A 14,318-nucleotide genomic window follows, 5' to 3' on the forward strand; every position below is an offset into this window, starting at 1 on the left:
CCTGGCGGGCACCGGGTTGACCTTGACACCATCCCATGATCAACCAGTCGACCTCGCGCATTAAAGGTCAGTAGTTGCTTCCAAGCTACCTGGGGCTCGAACCGCCGACCCGGATGGATGACCTGGGCATCTGTCGCCGAGTACGGCCTATACAGAGATAGATGGAACCTATTTCTACAGATCAAACGGTTCGTCACGCAGCGTGGTGGGGCGGGTGGGGCTCGAACCCACGACCGACGGATTAGCAATCCCATTTCGTCACTACCTGTTACTACCTGTCGAACCTTGCCTCTACCTGCGCAATCTGCTTGCAAGCAGTCGTCCCTGCGTGGCACTGCCAATCGTTATTGATCGTTTAAAGTACGGGGTAAGTACGGGATGATCAGGCTAGAATGGAGGGGTTCGTTCCACTTCCGAACGATGCGGCGGTGTGGCGTGGCTCGTCCCAGTCTGGATCTCGGCATTGGCGGGAATATCTTCTACAGCGATACGGCGAAGGGTGTTCGTGCGCGTTGCTTCTACCGCGATCATGATGGGGTGCGTCGCGAGGTGGAACGCGGCGGCACATCGAAAGCGGCGGCTACGCGGGCGCTGAAACTGGCGCTACGCGACCGGCTACGGGTCGCCGTCGGGGATGGCGACATCACCCCTGAGACGACGATGCGCGTGCTCGGTGAGGCGTGGTTCGCCGAGCAGCAGAAGAAAGACCGTTCACCGAACACCCTGGCGGCCTATCGGACCACGCTTGACCGGCACGTCTACCCGGCGCTTGGCGGAGTGAAGGCACGACAGGTCACGGTCGGCACGGCGGACCGGTTCTTCACCGCGGTCACCGCCAAGAGCGGACCCGGGGCGGCGAAGACGGCACGCGCCGTCCTGTCCGGCATGTGCGCGATGGCGGCCCGGCTCGACGCGATGGACCGCAACGTGGTCCGCGACGCCGGGCAGATCGCCCGGCCCGAACCGAAGCCGGCACCCAAGGCGCTCGGAGCTACCCAGCTCCGGCAGCTACGAGCATTGCTGACCTACGACGAGCGAGCGCGGCGGCGCGACATCCCCGATCTCGTGGACATGCTCATGGCCTCCGGGGCGCGGATTGGTGAGGTGTGCGGGATCGTCTGGGACGCAGTGGACCTGAACGCGGGTACCGTCGAGATCCGCTCCACGGTCGTGCGGATCACCGGTAAGGGGTTGGTGAACAAGCCGCGGCCCAAGTCGGAAGCCGGGCACCGGCTGTTGCTGCTGCCGGCCTGGGCTGTGGCGATGCTGCGCACCCGCCGCGACGGACAGGCCGCCGACAACGTGGTGTTCCCCGCACAGATGGGCGGGCTACGCGACCCCAGCAACACCCAGGCCGACATCCGCGACGCGGTGAACGACGCCGGATTCCCCGGGGTGACGTCCCACCTGTTCGGCCGGAAGTCCGTCGCCACGCTCCTCGACGGCGACGGCCACTCCCCTCGGCAGATCGCCGACGTCCTCGGCCATGCCAACCCGTCGATCACCCTGTCCACCTACATGGGTCGCAAAGTCTCCAACCCCGGCGCAGCAGAAACCCTGGCAGTACTGGCAGTCTGAGCGAGGCGGCGCGGGTGATGGGTGGTCGACTCCGTTCCGATCTTGGTCTCGGCGAGGTTGAGCTTGGTCCGGCCTCCCCCGAGGGTGTGGTCGGGTGGTGGTGGGACACTCAACGGATGATCGGCGGAGGCATCGCTGAAGGCGATGAGGACCGGGATTTTTTCGTCTCATACACGCAGGCGGATCGGGCGTGGGCGGAGTGGATCTCCTGGGAATTGGAAGAACGCCGCTTCCGGTGTTGCTGCAGGCGTGGAATTTCGCCGCGGGATCCAACTGGCCCACAGAGATGCAATGCGGTGTCATATGTCCGGCCCGGACAATCGTGATTCTATCCCATGACTATCCGCTCTCCCAGTACACGGCGGCGGATTGGCAGGCGGCACGGAAGGACGATCCGGCCGGTGAGGTGCGCAAGCTACTGGTGATGCGGGGCGCGGGCTGCCCCGGCCGGGGCTGTCCGTGGGACGGGCGCGCCCGACAATAGAGCTGCTATCGGAAGCCGCCCGCGAAGTTTGTGCTGAGAGAGGCCGATGTGGCAGCTGCGCGGCAGCGGCCGGCAGATCCAGCGGGTGAACCGACAATGGGCGTGGTCAGGATGCGGGGCGCGGGGAAATCGACGCTGGCCCAAATACTGGTCCGCGACATGCAGATCCGGGTGGCTTTCCCAACGGGGTTTTGTGGGCCGAGGTCAATCCGGAACGGACCTGACCGCGCTGAACAACGCGCACCGCCGCCGGGGTTACTGGTCCGAGTCATCGCGATGCTCGTCGAGCCAGGCTTCCACGTCTTCCGGTCTCCATCTGAGATGCTTCCCGATCCTCGCCGCCTTCGGCCCATACCGGTTGGTCCGCCATTTGTAGATCGTATCCACCGACACACCTAGGTACTCGGCGAGATCATCGATCTTCCATAGCCTCCGTGGACCGTCAGCACCGTTCCAACTTGCGCCTTGCCCCTGCACCATGGAGCACACCTCTCGGAGCCGGAATCGCTGGATTCTCTACCCCTTGAAGCGCAGCGCTGGAAAAATTCGGAAGCGAACACCGCACTCCGCCACTGGGAGTCGACTCAGACTTACCCTCGGATGCCACCTCAAGGGCAAGGAAACATCGCAGCGCACGCCGTGGCAATTGCTGGATTCCGATCCCAACCACTCGCTGATGCCAGGCTCGATGAACAAGGCCGAGCCAGGTGCCGCCACTGGCACCGTCCGCCCGAGCTCAGGCGCTGCCTGCGCCATGGCAGGCGCACATTGCCGCTATCCGCCATGCACGTCGGACACGCATGCGCCAGTCCCCAGCTCTGGGCTGGCACGAGGGCAGCTTTGGAAGCATGGCCAGGTGAACCATCCCGCAGCAACGGGGAAGCTACCCAAAATCGCCGATCGCGCACCTGACAACGCAGAAGGGACCGGCGCGACCCTTCGTCGCCCGTATGCGATAGTTGCACTTCTTTGCACGATCGGGGGGATGAGGAAGTGGCGTTCGTAGGCAGGCTCATAGTGGCCGCCACGGTGATGGCGTTGGCGGCCGCCTGTGCTGGCGGAAACTCGGCTTCGCCGGGGAGCACCGCACCCGGCAGGCAGATCGAGGCGGACGGCGGTCTGGTGACAGGCGCGAGTGGCTTCGGGATTTCTCGTTCACCGGGAACGGGCATGCCGGACTACGTGTGGGCGACAACGATGGTAACCAATCGCAGCGACCAGATCACGGGACTGACCGCGTCGTTCGGGCTGTACGATCGGGCAGGTCGAGTGATCGGGCAGTCGGACACGTCCGCCCCGATCCTGCGTGCGGGCGCCCAAATCCCGGTGGGTACGATCGTGGAGGTCCCCGCGGGCTCGGACGTCGACAAGATCGTGGCCACGGTGAGCCCGCTGGTGAACCTCTCGGAGAAGGACCAGCATCCCGAGTCCGTCTTCACCACGCAGGGTGTGCACCTACAGGCTGATCCGACGTCGGGCGCTGCGCAGGTACTCGGCGAGGTTGTCAGCCACTACCAGCAGCCCGTCAAACAGGTCTATGTGAGCGTGATCTGCTACGACCAGGCCAACCGGATAATCGGAGGAGGTGAGCACTACGTCGACGCGATCAACCCCGGCCAACAGGTCGCCTTCTCCAGCGACAGCCTGACCGTGACCGGCGCGCCAACCCGATGCGACGCTTACGCAACGTTGTCCGGCGCCTCGGCCTCCTGACCCGGGGACAGCAAGCGGATTCGAGTGAATCGAAACGAGCCACGGCGCTCGAATCTTCGCAGGTCAGGAAGGGTGCTCCCCACGTGCGTGGGGGTGAACCCAGTGCTCCGAGCATCGCCTCGGGTCGGCTGGCGTGCTCCCCACGTGCGTGGGGGTGAACCCGGGACATCGTCCACGAACCCGTCCGCGGTCGCGTGCTCCCCACGTGCGTGGGGGTGAACCGACAGTCACGCATCGTCAAGACGGCAGCGTGGCGTGCTCCCCACGTGCGTGGGGGTGAACCGTCGTCCTGGATGGTCGCGGTGGCGGCCACGGGGTGCTCCCCACGTGCGTGGGGGTGAACCGCAGGTCCCGGCGGATAGCCCTGTGGCTGCCCGGTGCTCCCCACGTGCGTGGGGGTGAACCGAAGATCTTCTCCAGGGCGCCGCAGTCCCGGCCGTGCTCCCCACGTGCGTGGGGGTGAACCCCGTGCCGGTACAGCGCCTCGTTGAGCAGTGCGGTGCTCCCCACGTGCGTGGGGGTGAACCCCGATTTGATCCATTTACGCACCGCGGTCAGGCGTGCTCCCCACGTGCGTGGGGGTGAACCTCAGGCGGCCTATGTCCAGAAGGCTGTGGACTGGTGCTCCCCACGTGCGTGGGGGTGAACCGCTCGCCGACGCCCGCGACGCCGCCACCCGCGAGTGCTCCCCACGTGCGTGGGGGTGAACCGCGTGAGATCGAACGCCAGCAGGTCGCCGGCGTGTGCTCCCCACGTGCGTGGGGGTGAACCCCGGCCCGACTCGCGAGAGTCGAGAATGCCCATGTGCTCCCCACGTGCGTGGGGGTGAACCGATCCGCTGGGGCGAGGAGCGCGACTTCGACAGGTGCTCCCCACGTGCGTGGGGGTGAACCGTAGGCGTCTGGTTCGTCCAGCATGATCTCGGCGTGCTCCCCACGTGCGTGGGGGTGAACCCAGCAGCACGGTGGCGTTTGACGACGACGCCGAGTGCTCCCCACGTGCGTGGGGGTGAACCGATCCTGGTTCGGCATGGCAGCCGGGTAGCTGGGTGCTCCCCACGTGCGTGAACCGTGAACCGTGGCCCGAGGTCGAGGAGGTCGCCGAGGATTGGTGCTCCCCACGTGTGTGGGGGTGAAGCCGGGCCGCTGTCGCCAGCCTTGCCTGGGAAGCGTGCGCTCCCATCTAAATCCCGCATTCAACATCGTGATCATCGTCTCATCTTTGGTGCTGGGAGCTTCCTTCGGTCAGCTGGTGTCGGTCTTGTCGGAGGTGATGGTTAGCGTGTGCTGACTGATACGGAGAGTCGGCGCACTCGGGGGGACGCGTGAAGGAGCCAGGACCGCCAGAAGGGGATCGGTCAGGGCTGTTTCTGCTGTGGGGCAAGCAGAAGGGGGCTCCGCGGGGCGGTCCGTCGTTTCATCCGCTGGCGTGGCATGCGCTGGATGCGGCGGCGGTGGCGGAGCGGCTGTGGGACGACTTCGCGCCCGTGTGGTTCCGTGAGGCGTTCGTGGCGGGGCTCGGTCTGGAGAGCGTGGAGCAGGGCCGAGCGTGGTTCGCGTTCCTGACCGCACTTCATGATCTTGGCAAGGCTGGGCCTGAGTTCGCGGGTCATGTGGCGTCGCTTCGTCGGCGGCTGGTTGCGGCTGGCTTCACGTTTCCCCGGGCTACATCGGGGGTGTCGCACGAGCTGGTGGGCGCGGTGTTTGTCGCGGCGCTGCTGGAGCACCGCTTTGCCGTGCCGGCCGTGTCGGCTGCGGTCATCGGCGCGGCGGTGTCGTTGGAACGGGGCTGCTACGTGCACCTGGGCGCGATGGCCGCGCAGTCCGGGCTGGCGCTGCCAGCGGGCTCGGATAGCGCGATCAAGGACCCGTGGGCAGCTGCACGCGCAGAGCTGGTCGATCTACTGATCGCCTGTCTGGGGGTGCGGGAGCGTCCTCGGCTGACAGTCGGCTGGGCGTACCTGTCCCCGTTGGTCGCGGTGCTGACCGGAATGGTGAAGGCAGCGGACTGGCTGGCGTCGAGCACCGAACTCTTCCCCTTTGCGCCTGCGGACGTCAAGCCGCAGGCGTACCTGCGGGGCGCGCGGATCAAGGCGGCGGTAGCGACCGAGCAGGCTCGGCTGCACAGCTGGCACGCACCGATCGGCGACCATCGCGAGCTGGCGGACGTGCTGGGATTCGCCCCGAGTCCCATGCAGATGGAGGTCGCTGCGGCTGCCGGCCCGGGGAACCGCCTCCTGGTCATCGAGGATGAGACCGGAGCGGGAAAGACCGAGGCGGTTTACGGCTTCCTGCACCAGCAGATCCAGCATGGCGCAGCCGGGATCTACTGGGCGATGCCAACACGGGCCACATCGAACCAGGGGCACACGCGGCTATGCGCATGGATGAAGCGCGCGGGGCTTGACGAGTTCATCCCGATCCTGGTCCATGGGCATGCCTCGCTCGAGACCGACGCCACCGAGTCGGCGACGGCGCAGACGCTCGAGGTGGATGTCGAGCGTCACCCAGTGGAGGAGCGTGAGCCGTCTCGCTGGTCGCGTGGGCCTCATCGGCCGTTGCTCATCCGGCTGGGGGTCGGCACGGTAGATCAGATCCTGCTGGCAGTGCAATCCGTACGGTTCGGGCCGGTGCGGTTGACCGGACTGGCCGGCCGGGTTGTGGTCTTCGACGAGGTGCATGCCTACGACGCGTACATGAACGGGCTGTTGGAGCTCGCGCTGCAGTGGCTTGCTCAGATCGGATGTTCGGTGGTGCTGCTGTCCGCCACCCTCCCGCCGGCCACCCGCCGATCTCTGATTGAGGCGTTTCGGCAGGGATTGCACGGCCCGGAGCAGCCACCGCCAGTCGAGCTGCCACAGGTCGAGCAATACCCCCGGTTGACCGTCGCCACAGCCACGGCGCCCTACGTGGACGTGAAGCATCCGCCCCAGTTCCGGCCAAGCAGAAACGTTGCACTACGACGACTTGCCCTGCGTCTGGGTGGCAGTGAGGAGACGGACGCCCAGGTACTGGCGAAGGAGATCGACGCTCTGACCGCTGTCGATCGGTGGGGGCGGGTCGGAGTCGTGTGCAACTCCGTTGACCATGCGCAGCGGCTCTACCGGGTCCTTCACCGCCACTTCGCTGGTGATACCCGGGTGCGGGTGGTGCTGTTCCACGCTCGCTTCCCGCACGCCAGACGCGACGCGACCGAGGCTGAGGTGCTGCGGTTGTTCGGCAAGGAGCAGCGGGAGGCGCGCCGGGACGGTCTGGTGATCCTTGTGGCCACGCAGATCGTCGAGCAGTCACTGGACATCGACTGCGACCTACTGATCACGGAGTTCACCGTGGTGGACCTGTTCATCCAGCGGCTGGGCCGGATGCAACGCTGGACGGACACGGTTCGGCCAGGGTGGGCGAGCCCGGCGACAGCCTGGCTGGTGGATCCAATCTGCGACGGCGGTGTCCCCGATCTGGCGGACATCGCCTATGTCTATGACGATTCGGCACCCGCCGTCCTGCTGGCGAGCTGGCTCAAACTCCGCGGACGTGAGCGGCTGCGGTTGCCCGATGAGGTGCCGGGGCTGGTCAGCGAGGTCTACAACGCGGCCGGACAACTCGTGCCGCTCTGGCCGGTGAACGACGCCTGCGGGCGGCTGTGGGAAGCGGCGCACCAGCGCCAGCAGACGCGTCTCGCCTACGCAGTGGAGCAGGTGGATGGCCGCGCCGTGACCTCGCCGTGGGATCTGGATGCCTGGCGGCGTCTCACCGCGCTCGAACACGTCGACGAGTCGGCCGCGGAGGACGCGCCGCTGCGGGCCATGACCCGGCTGGGCGATCCCTCGCTGAGCGTTGTCCTGGTGTACCGGAGCGGTGACGGTCTTGTGCCGGTCGCAGGCACGCGGGCGTGCGATCTGGCGGCAAGGCCGTCGTTCCCTCTGCTTCTCCGCTCGACGGTCGCGTTGAGCAGGAAGTCGGTGGTCTCCGCCCTGCGTCATGGCGCCACCTGTCCTCCGGCCTGGCAAGGCGACCCCGTGCTGCGGCATGCCGTTCTCGCCGAGCTCAACGCCGACGGAACGTACGGGCGTGGGCTGTTTCGCTACAGCAAGCAACTCGGCGTCCTCTACCCGGATCGCGCCCGCGCGTTCCTCAAGGAGATCGACCAGTGAGCAGCTACGACCTGCTGACCGAGGGCTGGATCCCGGTGGCGCGGGCCAAGGACGGAAGCTTCGCCGCCGTCTCGCTGACCGAGGTGCTCGCCACGCCCAGCGAGTTCGCCGCGCTTGCCGACGCCAATCCTCTTGCCGAGATCGCGACGCTGCGGCTGTTGCTGGCAATCGTCCAGGCCGCACTGAACGGTCCGACCAAGGACGACGACCGTCTTCGCCAGTTTCGGCAGGGGTTTCCCGCTGACGAGGTTGCCGGGTACCTCGAGACGCACCGGACCTGCTTCGACCTCTTCCACCCCACCGCACCCTTCTTCCAGGACCACACCCTTCTCAGCAGCCTGGCCGAGCGGAACAGCAAGGCAACAGCGAGCAGCCAGATGCGACCGCGCCCGGCGGTCGATCTCGGGTTCCCGCAGATGGCCGCTGCGCAGAAGATCCTGCACAGCCATGCCCATCACGGGGCGAACCGCGTCCTCGACGCCGGTGAGGCCGCCCGGCTGCTGCTGGCCCATCAGGCGTTCGCACGAGCTGGAAAAGTACAGATCGGCGGCTCGGCAAAGATCAGCCCACTGAGTGGCGCACTCGTTGTCGCCCCGGAAGGTCGCAATCTCGCCGAGACGCTGCTGCTGAGCCTGCATGTGCGGAACAGCATGGGCTCGCCTGTGTGGACGGGGTCGGTGTCCGGCTGGCTCGGCCGACTGACCTGGCCATCACGACGAATCCTGCTCTTCTCGGACGACACCGGTCGGCACGTCACACATGTGATCATCGGCACCGGGAGACCGCCGCCTGAGAAGATCGCCAACCGGGAGCCGATGTTCGCGTACCGCCGGGCAAAGAACGCGAACCGGTATCGGGTCCTGGTCCAGCCCGAACGCGCCACCTGGCGGGACGTCACCGCGCTCTACCAGTCCGATCATGCCAACCAGATGGGCGCGGAAATCCTCACCGAGGCTGCGCTGCTCCTGCGCCACACCGATCCGGACCTCCGCAGCCGCATGGCCGCGGTCAACGTCTATGGGGCGCCGGGCGGTGCGCAGAAGGACACTCCTGCCCTCTGGATCCGCGACCGGTTTCCCCTGCCTGTCGAGTTCCTGACGCCCGGCTCCCCGGCCGTGGCCGCGCTCAGCGGTCGTCTCGACGAGGCTGATCGGGTTGATGCCGCCTTGCAGAAGCAGCTGGCTGCGGCGTTCCGGCGTGGCAACAAGGACCTGAAGCTCAAGCGGGACTACCGGCCAACCGTCCGCCCGCTTGCCTCCTACTGGTGGGCCGTGGAACCTGCGTTTCGAGTCCTGCTCGCGCAGTATGCCGCCCAGCCGTTGAACTGGGCCCACCTTGATGCGGCCAGTGAGGTCTGGGCGGATGCCGTCCGGGTGGCCGCGCTCGACTGCTTCGCCAAGGCCACCCAGGCAATAGCCCTGAGTCCGCGGTCCGCCCCCGCGCTGGTCCGCGCCCGACTCGACCTCGAGCGTCAGCTCACCAAGATTTTCTCCTAACGTCCGCTGCCGCCAGGAGCTCACCCATGACGACCGACCCTGACCCCGAGTCCACTCCGGGCCTCGTGCGGTACCTGTTCGACCTCGCCAGTTCCAGGACCTCGAGCAGGCCTCTCGTCGCGCCCAGCGGCAGCGCGCTCGCGCAGCTGCGGCGCAGCATGTCCTACCCCAACGGGATTGCGCCTGACGCCATCCCTCATCTGGTCCACTTCACCCACCCGAACGACCCGCGCGAACGCGAGCATTACCTGCTTGCCGCCCTGTTCGCTCTCTGGCACACCTCCAACCCTCCGGTGCGCCCGGGCAAGCGGCTCGGCAGCGCACTCAAGCAGCTTGCTGCCAGCGAGCGGACGAGGGCCGACACTCTGATGGCCCGGCTCGTGTCCGCACCCCGCGAATACGTCGCCGTACCAGCCCGCGGAGCGATCACCGCACTCGCCGCCGCGCGCATCCCGCTGAACTGGACCGGCCTGTACTTCGACCTGTGCCGCTCTGCGGAATGGGACAAGACGCAGCGATGGTGGGCCACCCAGTACTGGGGCTGAACCAGTCACCGCAACACCTCGAACCCTGCCAACCCTGAACCCGCCGAGGACCACAATGATCATCGAACTGCATGCCCTGCAGTACTTCCCGGTCAACAACCTCAACCGCGACGACACCGGCGCGCCGAAGACCACCACGCTGGGCGGCGGCACCCGGGCACGCTGGTCCACCCAGTCCCAGAAACGGCTCATGCGCGAGGCCATGCAGAAGATCGCACCCGAGCACTGCGGCACCCGGACTCGTTGGCTGCCGGAGAAGATCGCAGGCCTTCTCGCCGAACAGTACGGGCACCCCCACGACGAAGCTCTCGACGTCGCGTCTTTCCTGCTGCGGGCGATCGGACTTGAGACCCAGCGTGCCTCGTATGGCCGAGGGCCTGACGCGCGTCCGGTCACCCGGACCAAGGTGCTCGTCTTCAGCCGTGTCGACACTGCGGACCAGTACGCCGCCTTCCTCCACGGGAACTGGGACCAGGCCCGGACCGCCAGCATGGCCCTCCCTGAGGATGCGCCCAAAGGACGAGCCCGCCGTGGCGGTACGGCAGCCGCCACCCCGGCCGACGGTGGCACCGGTGAGAGCGCCGAGCCCGAGGAGAAGGCGAAGAACGCCGCGCGCAAGGCCTTCGAAGCGGCCTTCGGTGCCGAAGAGATCACCCGGCAGCGACAGGTCCTGGCCTCCAAGGACCTCATCGACATCGCCCTGTTCGGCCGGATGCTTTCCGAGGTTCCGGACACCAACGTGGACGCCGCGGTCAGCGTCGCCCATGCGATCACCACGCACGTGATCACTCTGGATTTCGACTACTACACCGCCGTGGACGATGCGAAGCCCGAGGATGCCGATGGTGTCGGCATGATCGGCGTCCAGCCCTACACCTCAGGCGTCTACTACCGCTACCTCAGCCTCGACCTCGATGTCCTCACCGAACGTCTCAAGCCGAACACCGACCTCGTCCGACTCGCCGCCGAAAGCCTGTGCACCTCGTTCGTGCACCTACGGCCACGGGCAAAGGCGACCAACAGCGCCCCGTTCACCCGGCCCGGCCTCCTAGTCGCCGTCGCCGCGAACGCTCCCCACAGCCTCGCCGCGTCCTTCGTCCGCCCGGTCCACGATGACCAGGGCGGCCTGCTCAACGGCTCGGCCCGCGCGCTGCGCCGCCATTGGAACACCTACGTCAGGAGCTTCAGCAGCCCAGACGGCGCGCCCCCGTTCCACAGCGCCCGCTACAGCGTCCTCAACCCTGATATCGAGGACATCGAGGACTTTTCCCTCGACCGGGCAACGCAGGAACCTCTGGCTGATCGAACGATCACCGGCGTGCTCGAGTCGGCCCTGGCCTGAGCATGCCCACCACGCTAGTTCTGCGCGTCGCGGGTGCCCTGCAGTCCTGGGGCACGCGCTCCCATTTCGCGCGCCGCGACACCGAACGCGAGCCGACGCTGTCCGGCATCATCGGAATGATCACAAACGGGATGGGATACCGCCGAGAGGACAGCCTCAAACGCTTCGCTGACCTGACGATGGCGAGTCGCACCGACCGCGCCGGCACCCTTGTCGATGATTTTTACACCGCGGGCGTCGGCGCCTGGCACGGCGGCACCACCGACGAGGATCGGCTCTACTGGACTGCCTGGACCAGCACTGACGGCACCCCCAACTTCCCCAAGGACGCCGATTCAGCTAAGGGCAACATCGGCATGAAGCACTACCTCGCCGATGCGATCTTCCTCGTCCTGCTCACCAGCGATGATCCGAAGCTCATCGACGATTGCGCCCATGCCCTCCGCACCCCACGCCGCGCGTACTACCTCGGCCGAAGGGGTTGCATCCCCGAACAGCCCCTCGTCTGCGCCATCACCGCTGAGCGACCCGAGGTGCTGCTGCGCTCCTGGCCCTGGCTCGACCATGAGGAGCAGCACAATGCTGCCCACCAGGACCTCGCCGCCGGCCGCTCCCGACAGCTGCCCGTTCTCGAAACCGCCGTCATGGGCGACCCCCTCGCCGAGGTCCGCCCCGACGTTCCCCTGCGTTTCGACTCGCTGCACCGCGAGTACCGCACCCGCCTCGTCCGCCGCTCGCTTGTTCCGCTCACCACCGCGATGCTGCAGGCCCCCGCCGATGCGGTCGCCCAGGAAGGAGAACCCGCATGACCGGCGAACCAAGCGACGAGCATCTCTGGCTCTTCCGCCTCCGTATGCCCCCGCGCGATCGCGAAGCGGCCAAGCGGTTCTCCGACCTCCACCAGGTGCACCAGCTCACCATGCATGCCTTCCCTGACGGCCCCGGCAACACCCGCGAGGACCACCAGGTGCTCTGGCGAGCCGACACCCACCCCGACACCAGCATGACTCTCCTCGTCCAGTCCCGAACGAGACCCGACCTCAGCCGCCTCCTTGTTCCTGCATCCTGGGCCGTCGATCAGCCCAGGCCGGTCAGCCACCAGCACCTACGCGACGGCGACCGCATCCGTTTCCAACTACGCGCCAACCCGACAAAAAGGAGTCACCAGGACCGAAAGCGCGTCGGACTCAACGGCCCCGATGCGCACCTCGACTGGCTCCTCCGCCACCAGATCCACGACCACGGCCAGGCCTTCACCGTGGACACCGATCCCTACACCGGCGAACCAGCAGTCGCCATCATCAGCGAACCCGACAGACCCTGCAGGAAGGGAGGACGCCCCTTCCACTTCCGCTCGACGACCTTCTCAGGCACCCTCACCATCACTGACCACAACCGATTCCGCCGCATCCTCGAAAAGGGAATCGGCCCCGCCAAGGCCTACGGCTTCGGCTTCCTCACCACCGCGCCCCTCATCAACCGCTCCGGCCCTCTAGCCGTCTCCCAATGACGGCCCGGGCCGACACCACACTGGGCGCCGTGGATCATGATGTGTGGCTGTCATTAACCGACATGTCCCCAGTCCTCGAGCACCGCGCGCATTCGCGACCCCCGTAGGCGTGGTGACACCCGGTCAGTGCGACCGCAGTGATCCTCCAGAGCGGTTTACCCCCACGGACGTGAGGAGCACGAGCCACGCGGCGTGATCCATCCACACATACGCGGTTCACCCCCACGGGCGTGGGGAGCACTGGCCGTCGCGGCAGCGGGCGAACAGCTTCGCCGGTTCACCCCCACGGGCGTGGGGAGCACGCACTGCCCAGTGTCCGGGTCGTCCTCACCGACTGGTTCACCCCCACGGGCGTGGGGAGCACCCGGCCGGCCATTTGGCGACGTAGTCGGTGCCCGGTTTACCCCCACGGGCGTGGGGAGCACGTCCGCCCCTGCCACTCCCACTCGCGGTGAGCCGGTTCACCCCCACGGGCGTGGGGAGCACAACATTCTCGCCGCGATCGGCCAGATCGGCGGCGGTTCACCCCCACGGCGTGGGGAGCACCAGGACGCAGGCGACAGCGTCCGTGTCCGCTACGGTTCACCCCCACGGGCGTGGGGAGCACTCGATCTCGTCGTAACGCGGGCCGGGCTGGGTCGGTTCACCCCCACGGGCGTGGGGAGCACGCCGTCCGATGACCGGGCTGGACTACGTCGGCCGGTTCACCCCCACGGGCGTGGGGAGCACCAGTCCGGGTGGAGCAGCTTCACCAGCGTGTACGGTTCACCCCCACGGGCGTGGGGAGCACGTGGGCGCGGAGATCCTCGCTGCGGGGAGCGACGGTTCACCCCCACGGGCGTGGGGAGCACCAGCACCGGGCCGATCCGACACCCCGCGTCACCGGTTCACCCCCACGGGCGTGGGGAGCACGTTGCCGAAAGACTTGTTTGCGACACACATAGCGGTTCACCCCCACGGGCGTGGGGAGCACTTCCGGATCCCGGTCGCCCTCTGTGATCGTGACGGTTCACCCCCACGGGCGTGGGGAGCACGTGTAAACCTCGGCATGGTCGAACAGGGCGGTCGGTTCACCCCCACGGGCGTGGGGAGCACTGTGTGGGAACCGGGCGTCTGGCTCGTGCACGACGGTTCACCCCCACGGGCGTGGGGAGCACGCCCGCCCTGGCTCGCCTATGCCCTCATCGGGCGGTTCACCCCCACGGGCGTGGGGAGCACCTTCGACACGTTGGTCTAGGATGATCGCCATGCGGTTCACCCCCACGGGCGTGGGGAGCACCCGCGCTTTCCGTGCGCGATGCCGAACGTGAGCGGTTCACCCCCACGGGCGTGGGGAGCACCATCACGAGCAGTTCCCGCCCACCAGGTCTCTCGGTTCACCCCCACGGGCGTGGGGAGCACGGGTGCCCGGCCCCACGGAGAAGGCGAATCATCGGTTCACCCCCACGGGCGTGGGGAGCACCGTCAGGGCGTCCCCAGCAGCGGTGTGAGACGCGGTTC

Annotated in this window: 11 protein-coding genes and 3 CRISPR repeat arrays (1 of these 14 running past the window's edge); of the genes, 10 read left to right on the top strand and 1 reads right to left on the bottom strand. The window is 67.2% G+C overall.

What is annotated here, in order from left to right; all coding sequences use genetic code 11:
• Positions 1 to 435: 435 nt before the first annotated feature.
• The 3 genes from MXD59_RS21200 to MXD59_RS27480 all read left to right on the top strand — a co-directional run bounded on the left by MXD59_RS21200 (position 436) and on the right by MXD59_RS27480 (position 2,062).
• Entirely contained in the window at positions 436 to 1,578 is a 1,143-nt protein-coding gene (locus tag MXD59_RS21200; RefSeq protein ID WP_504858363.1) for a site-specific integrase, read from the top strand.
• A gap of 116 nt (positions 1,579 to 1,694) precedes the next feature.
• Positions 1,695 to 1,904 (top strand): TIR domain-containing protein, encoded by a 210-nt coding sequence (locus tag MXD59_RS27475; protein ID WP_372512161.1) that lies wholly within the window; start codon positions 1,695 to 1,697, stop codon positions 1,902 to 1,904.
• A complete protein-coding gene (locus MXD59_RS27480; RefSeq protein ID WP_372512162.1) occupies positions 1,814 to 2,062 on the top strand; it encodes a TIR domain-containing protein in 249 nt (82 codons plus the stop codon). The genes MXD59_RS27475 and MXD59_RS27480 overlap by 91 nt, the downstream gene beginning before the upstream one ends.
• A gap of 255 nt (positions 2,063 to 2,317) precedes the next feature.
• Here MXD59_RS27480 and MXD59_RS21205 read toward each other — a convergent pair whose 3' ends face one another.
• Entirely contained in the window at positions 2,318 to 2,542 is a 225-nt protein-coding gene (locus tag MXD59_RS21205; protein WP_248826380.1) for a helix-turn-helix transcriptional regulator, read from the bottom strand.
• 537 nt (positions 2,543 to 3,079) lie between these two features.
• Here MXD59_RS21205 and MXD59_RS21210 point away from each other — a divergent pair.
• The 7 genes from MXD59_RS21210 (at position 3,080) to cas6e (ending at position 12,818) form a co-directional block, all read left to right on the top strand.
• Complete coding sequence (locus MXD59_RS21210; RefSeq protein WP_248826381.1) at positions 3,080 to 3,775, top strand: FxLYD domain-containing protein; 696 nt, start codon at positions 3,080 to 3,082, stop codon at positions 3,773 to 3,775.
• Positions 3,776 to 3,847: 72 nt separating this feature from the next.
• Positions 3,848 to 4,790: a CRISPR direct-repeat array (repeat unit 28 nt; unit sequence GTGCTCCCCACGTGCGTGGGGGTGAACC).
• Positions 4,791 to 5,099: 309 nt separating this feature from the next.
• Complete coding sequence (cas3, locus tag MXD59_RS21215; RefSeq protein WP_248826382.1) at positions 5,100 to 7,925, top strand: CRISPR-associated helicase Cas3'; 2,826 nt, start codon at positions 5,100 to 5,102, stop codon at positions 7,923 to 7,925.
• Positions 7,922 to 9,421: a type I-E CRISPR-associated protein Cse1/CasA gene (casA, locus tag MXD59_RS21220; protein WP_308301753.1), complete on the top strand. Its 1,500-nt coding sequence runs from the start codon at positions 7,922 to 7,924 to the stop codon at positions 9,419 to 9,421. Before cas3 ends, casA begins: the two co-directional genes overlap by 4 nt.
• A 26-nt stretch (positions 9,422 to 9,447) precedes the next feature.
• Positions 9,448 to 9,966: a type I-E CRISPR-associated protein Cse2/CasB gene (locus MXD59_RS21225; RefSeq protein ID WP_248826384.1), complete on the top strand. Its 519-nt coding sequence runs from the start codon at positions 9,448 to 9,450 to the stop codon at positions 9,964 to 9,966.
• 55 nt (positions 9,967 to 10,021) lie between these two features.
• Entirely contained in the window at positions 10,022 to 11,308 is a 1,287-nt protein-coding gene (gene cas7e, locus MXD59_RS21230; RefSeq protein WP_248826385.1) for a type I-E CRISPR-associated protein Cas7/Cse4/CasC, read from the top strand.
• Positions 11,309 to 11,310: 2 nt separating this feature from the next.
• Positions 11,311 to 12,117: a type I-E CRISPR-associated protein Cas5/CasD gene (cas5e, locus tag MXD59_RS21235; protein ID WP_248826386.1), complete on the top strand. Its 807-nt coding sequence runs from the start codon at positions 11,311 to 11,313 to the stop codon at positions 12,115 to 12,117.
• Positions 12,114 to 12,818 carry a type I-E CRISPR-associated protein Cas6/Cse3/CasE gene (gene cas6e / locus MXD59_RS21240; RefSeq protein WP_248826387.1) on the top strand — a complete coding sequence of 235 codons (705 nt, stop codon included), beginning with the start codon at positions 12,114 to 12,116 and terminating at the stop codon, positions 12,816 to 12,818. The genes cas5e and cas6e overlap by 4 nt, the downstream gene beginning before the upstream one ends.
• Before the next feature lie 151 nt (positions 12,819 to 12,969).
• Positions 12,970 to 13,305: direct repeats of the CRISPR family, unit length 29 nt; unit sequence CGGTTCACCCCCACGGGCGTGGGGAGCAC.
• A 91-nt stretch (positions 13,306 to 13,396) separates the two neighbouring features.
• Positions 13,397 to 14,318: direct repeats of the CRISPR family, unit length 29 nt; unit sequence CGGTTCACCCCCACGGGCGTGGGGAGCAC; it runs 328 nt beyond the window's last position.

The organism is Frankia umida (assembly GCF_023242945.1).
GTDB lineage: Bacteria > Actinomycetota > Actinomycetes > Frankiales > Frankiaceae > Frankia > Frankia umida.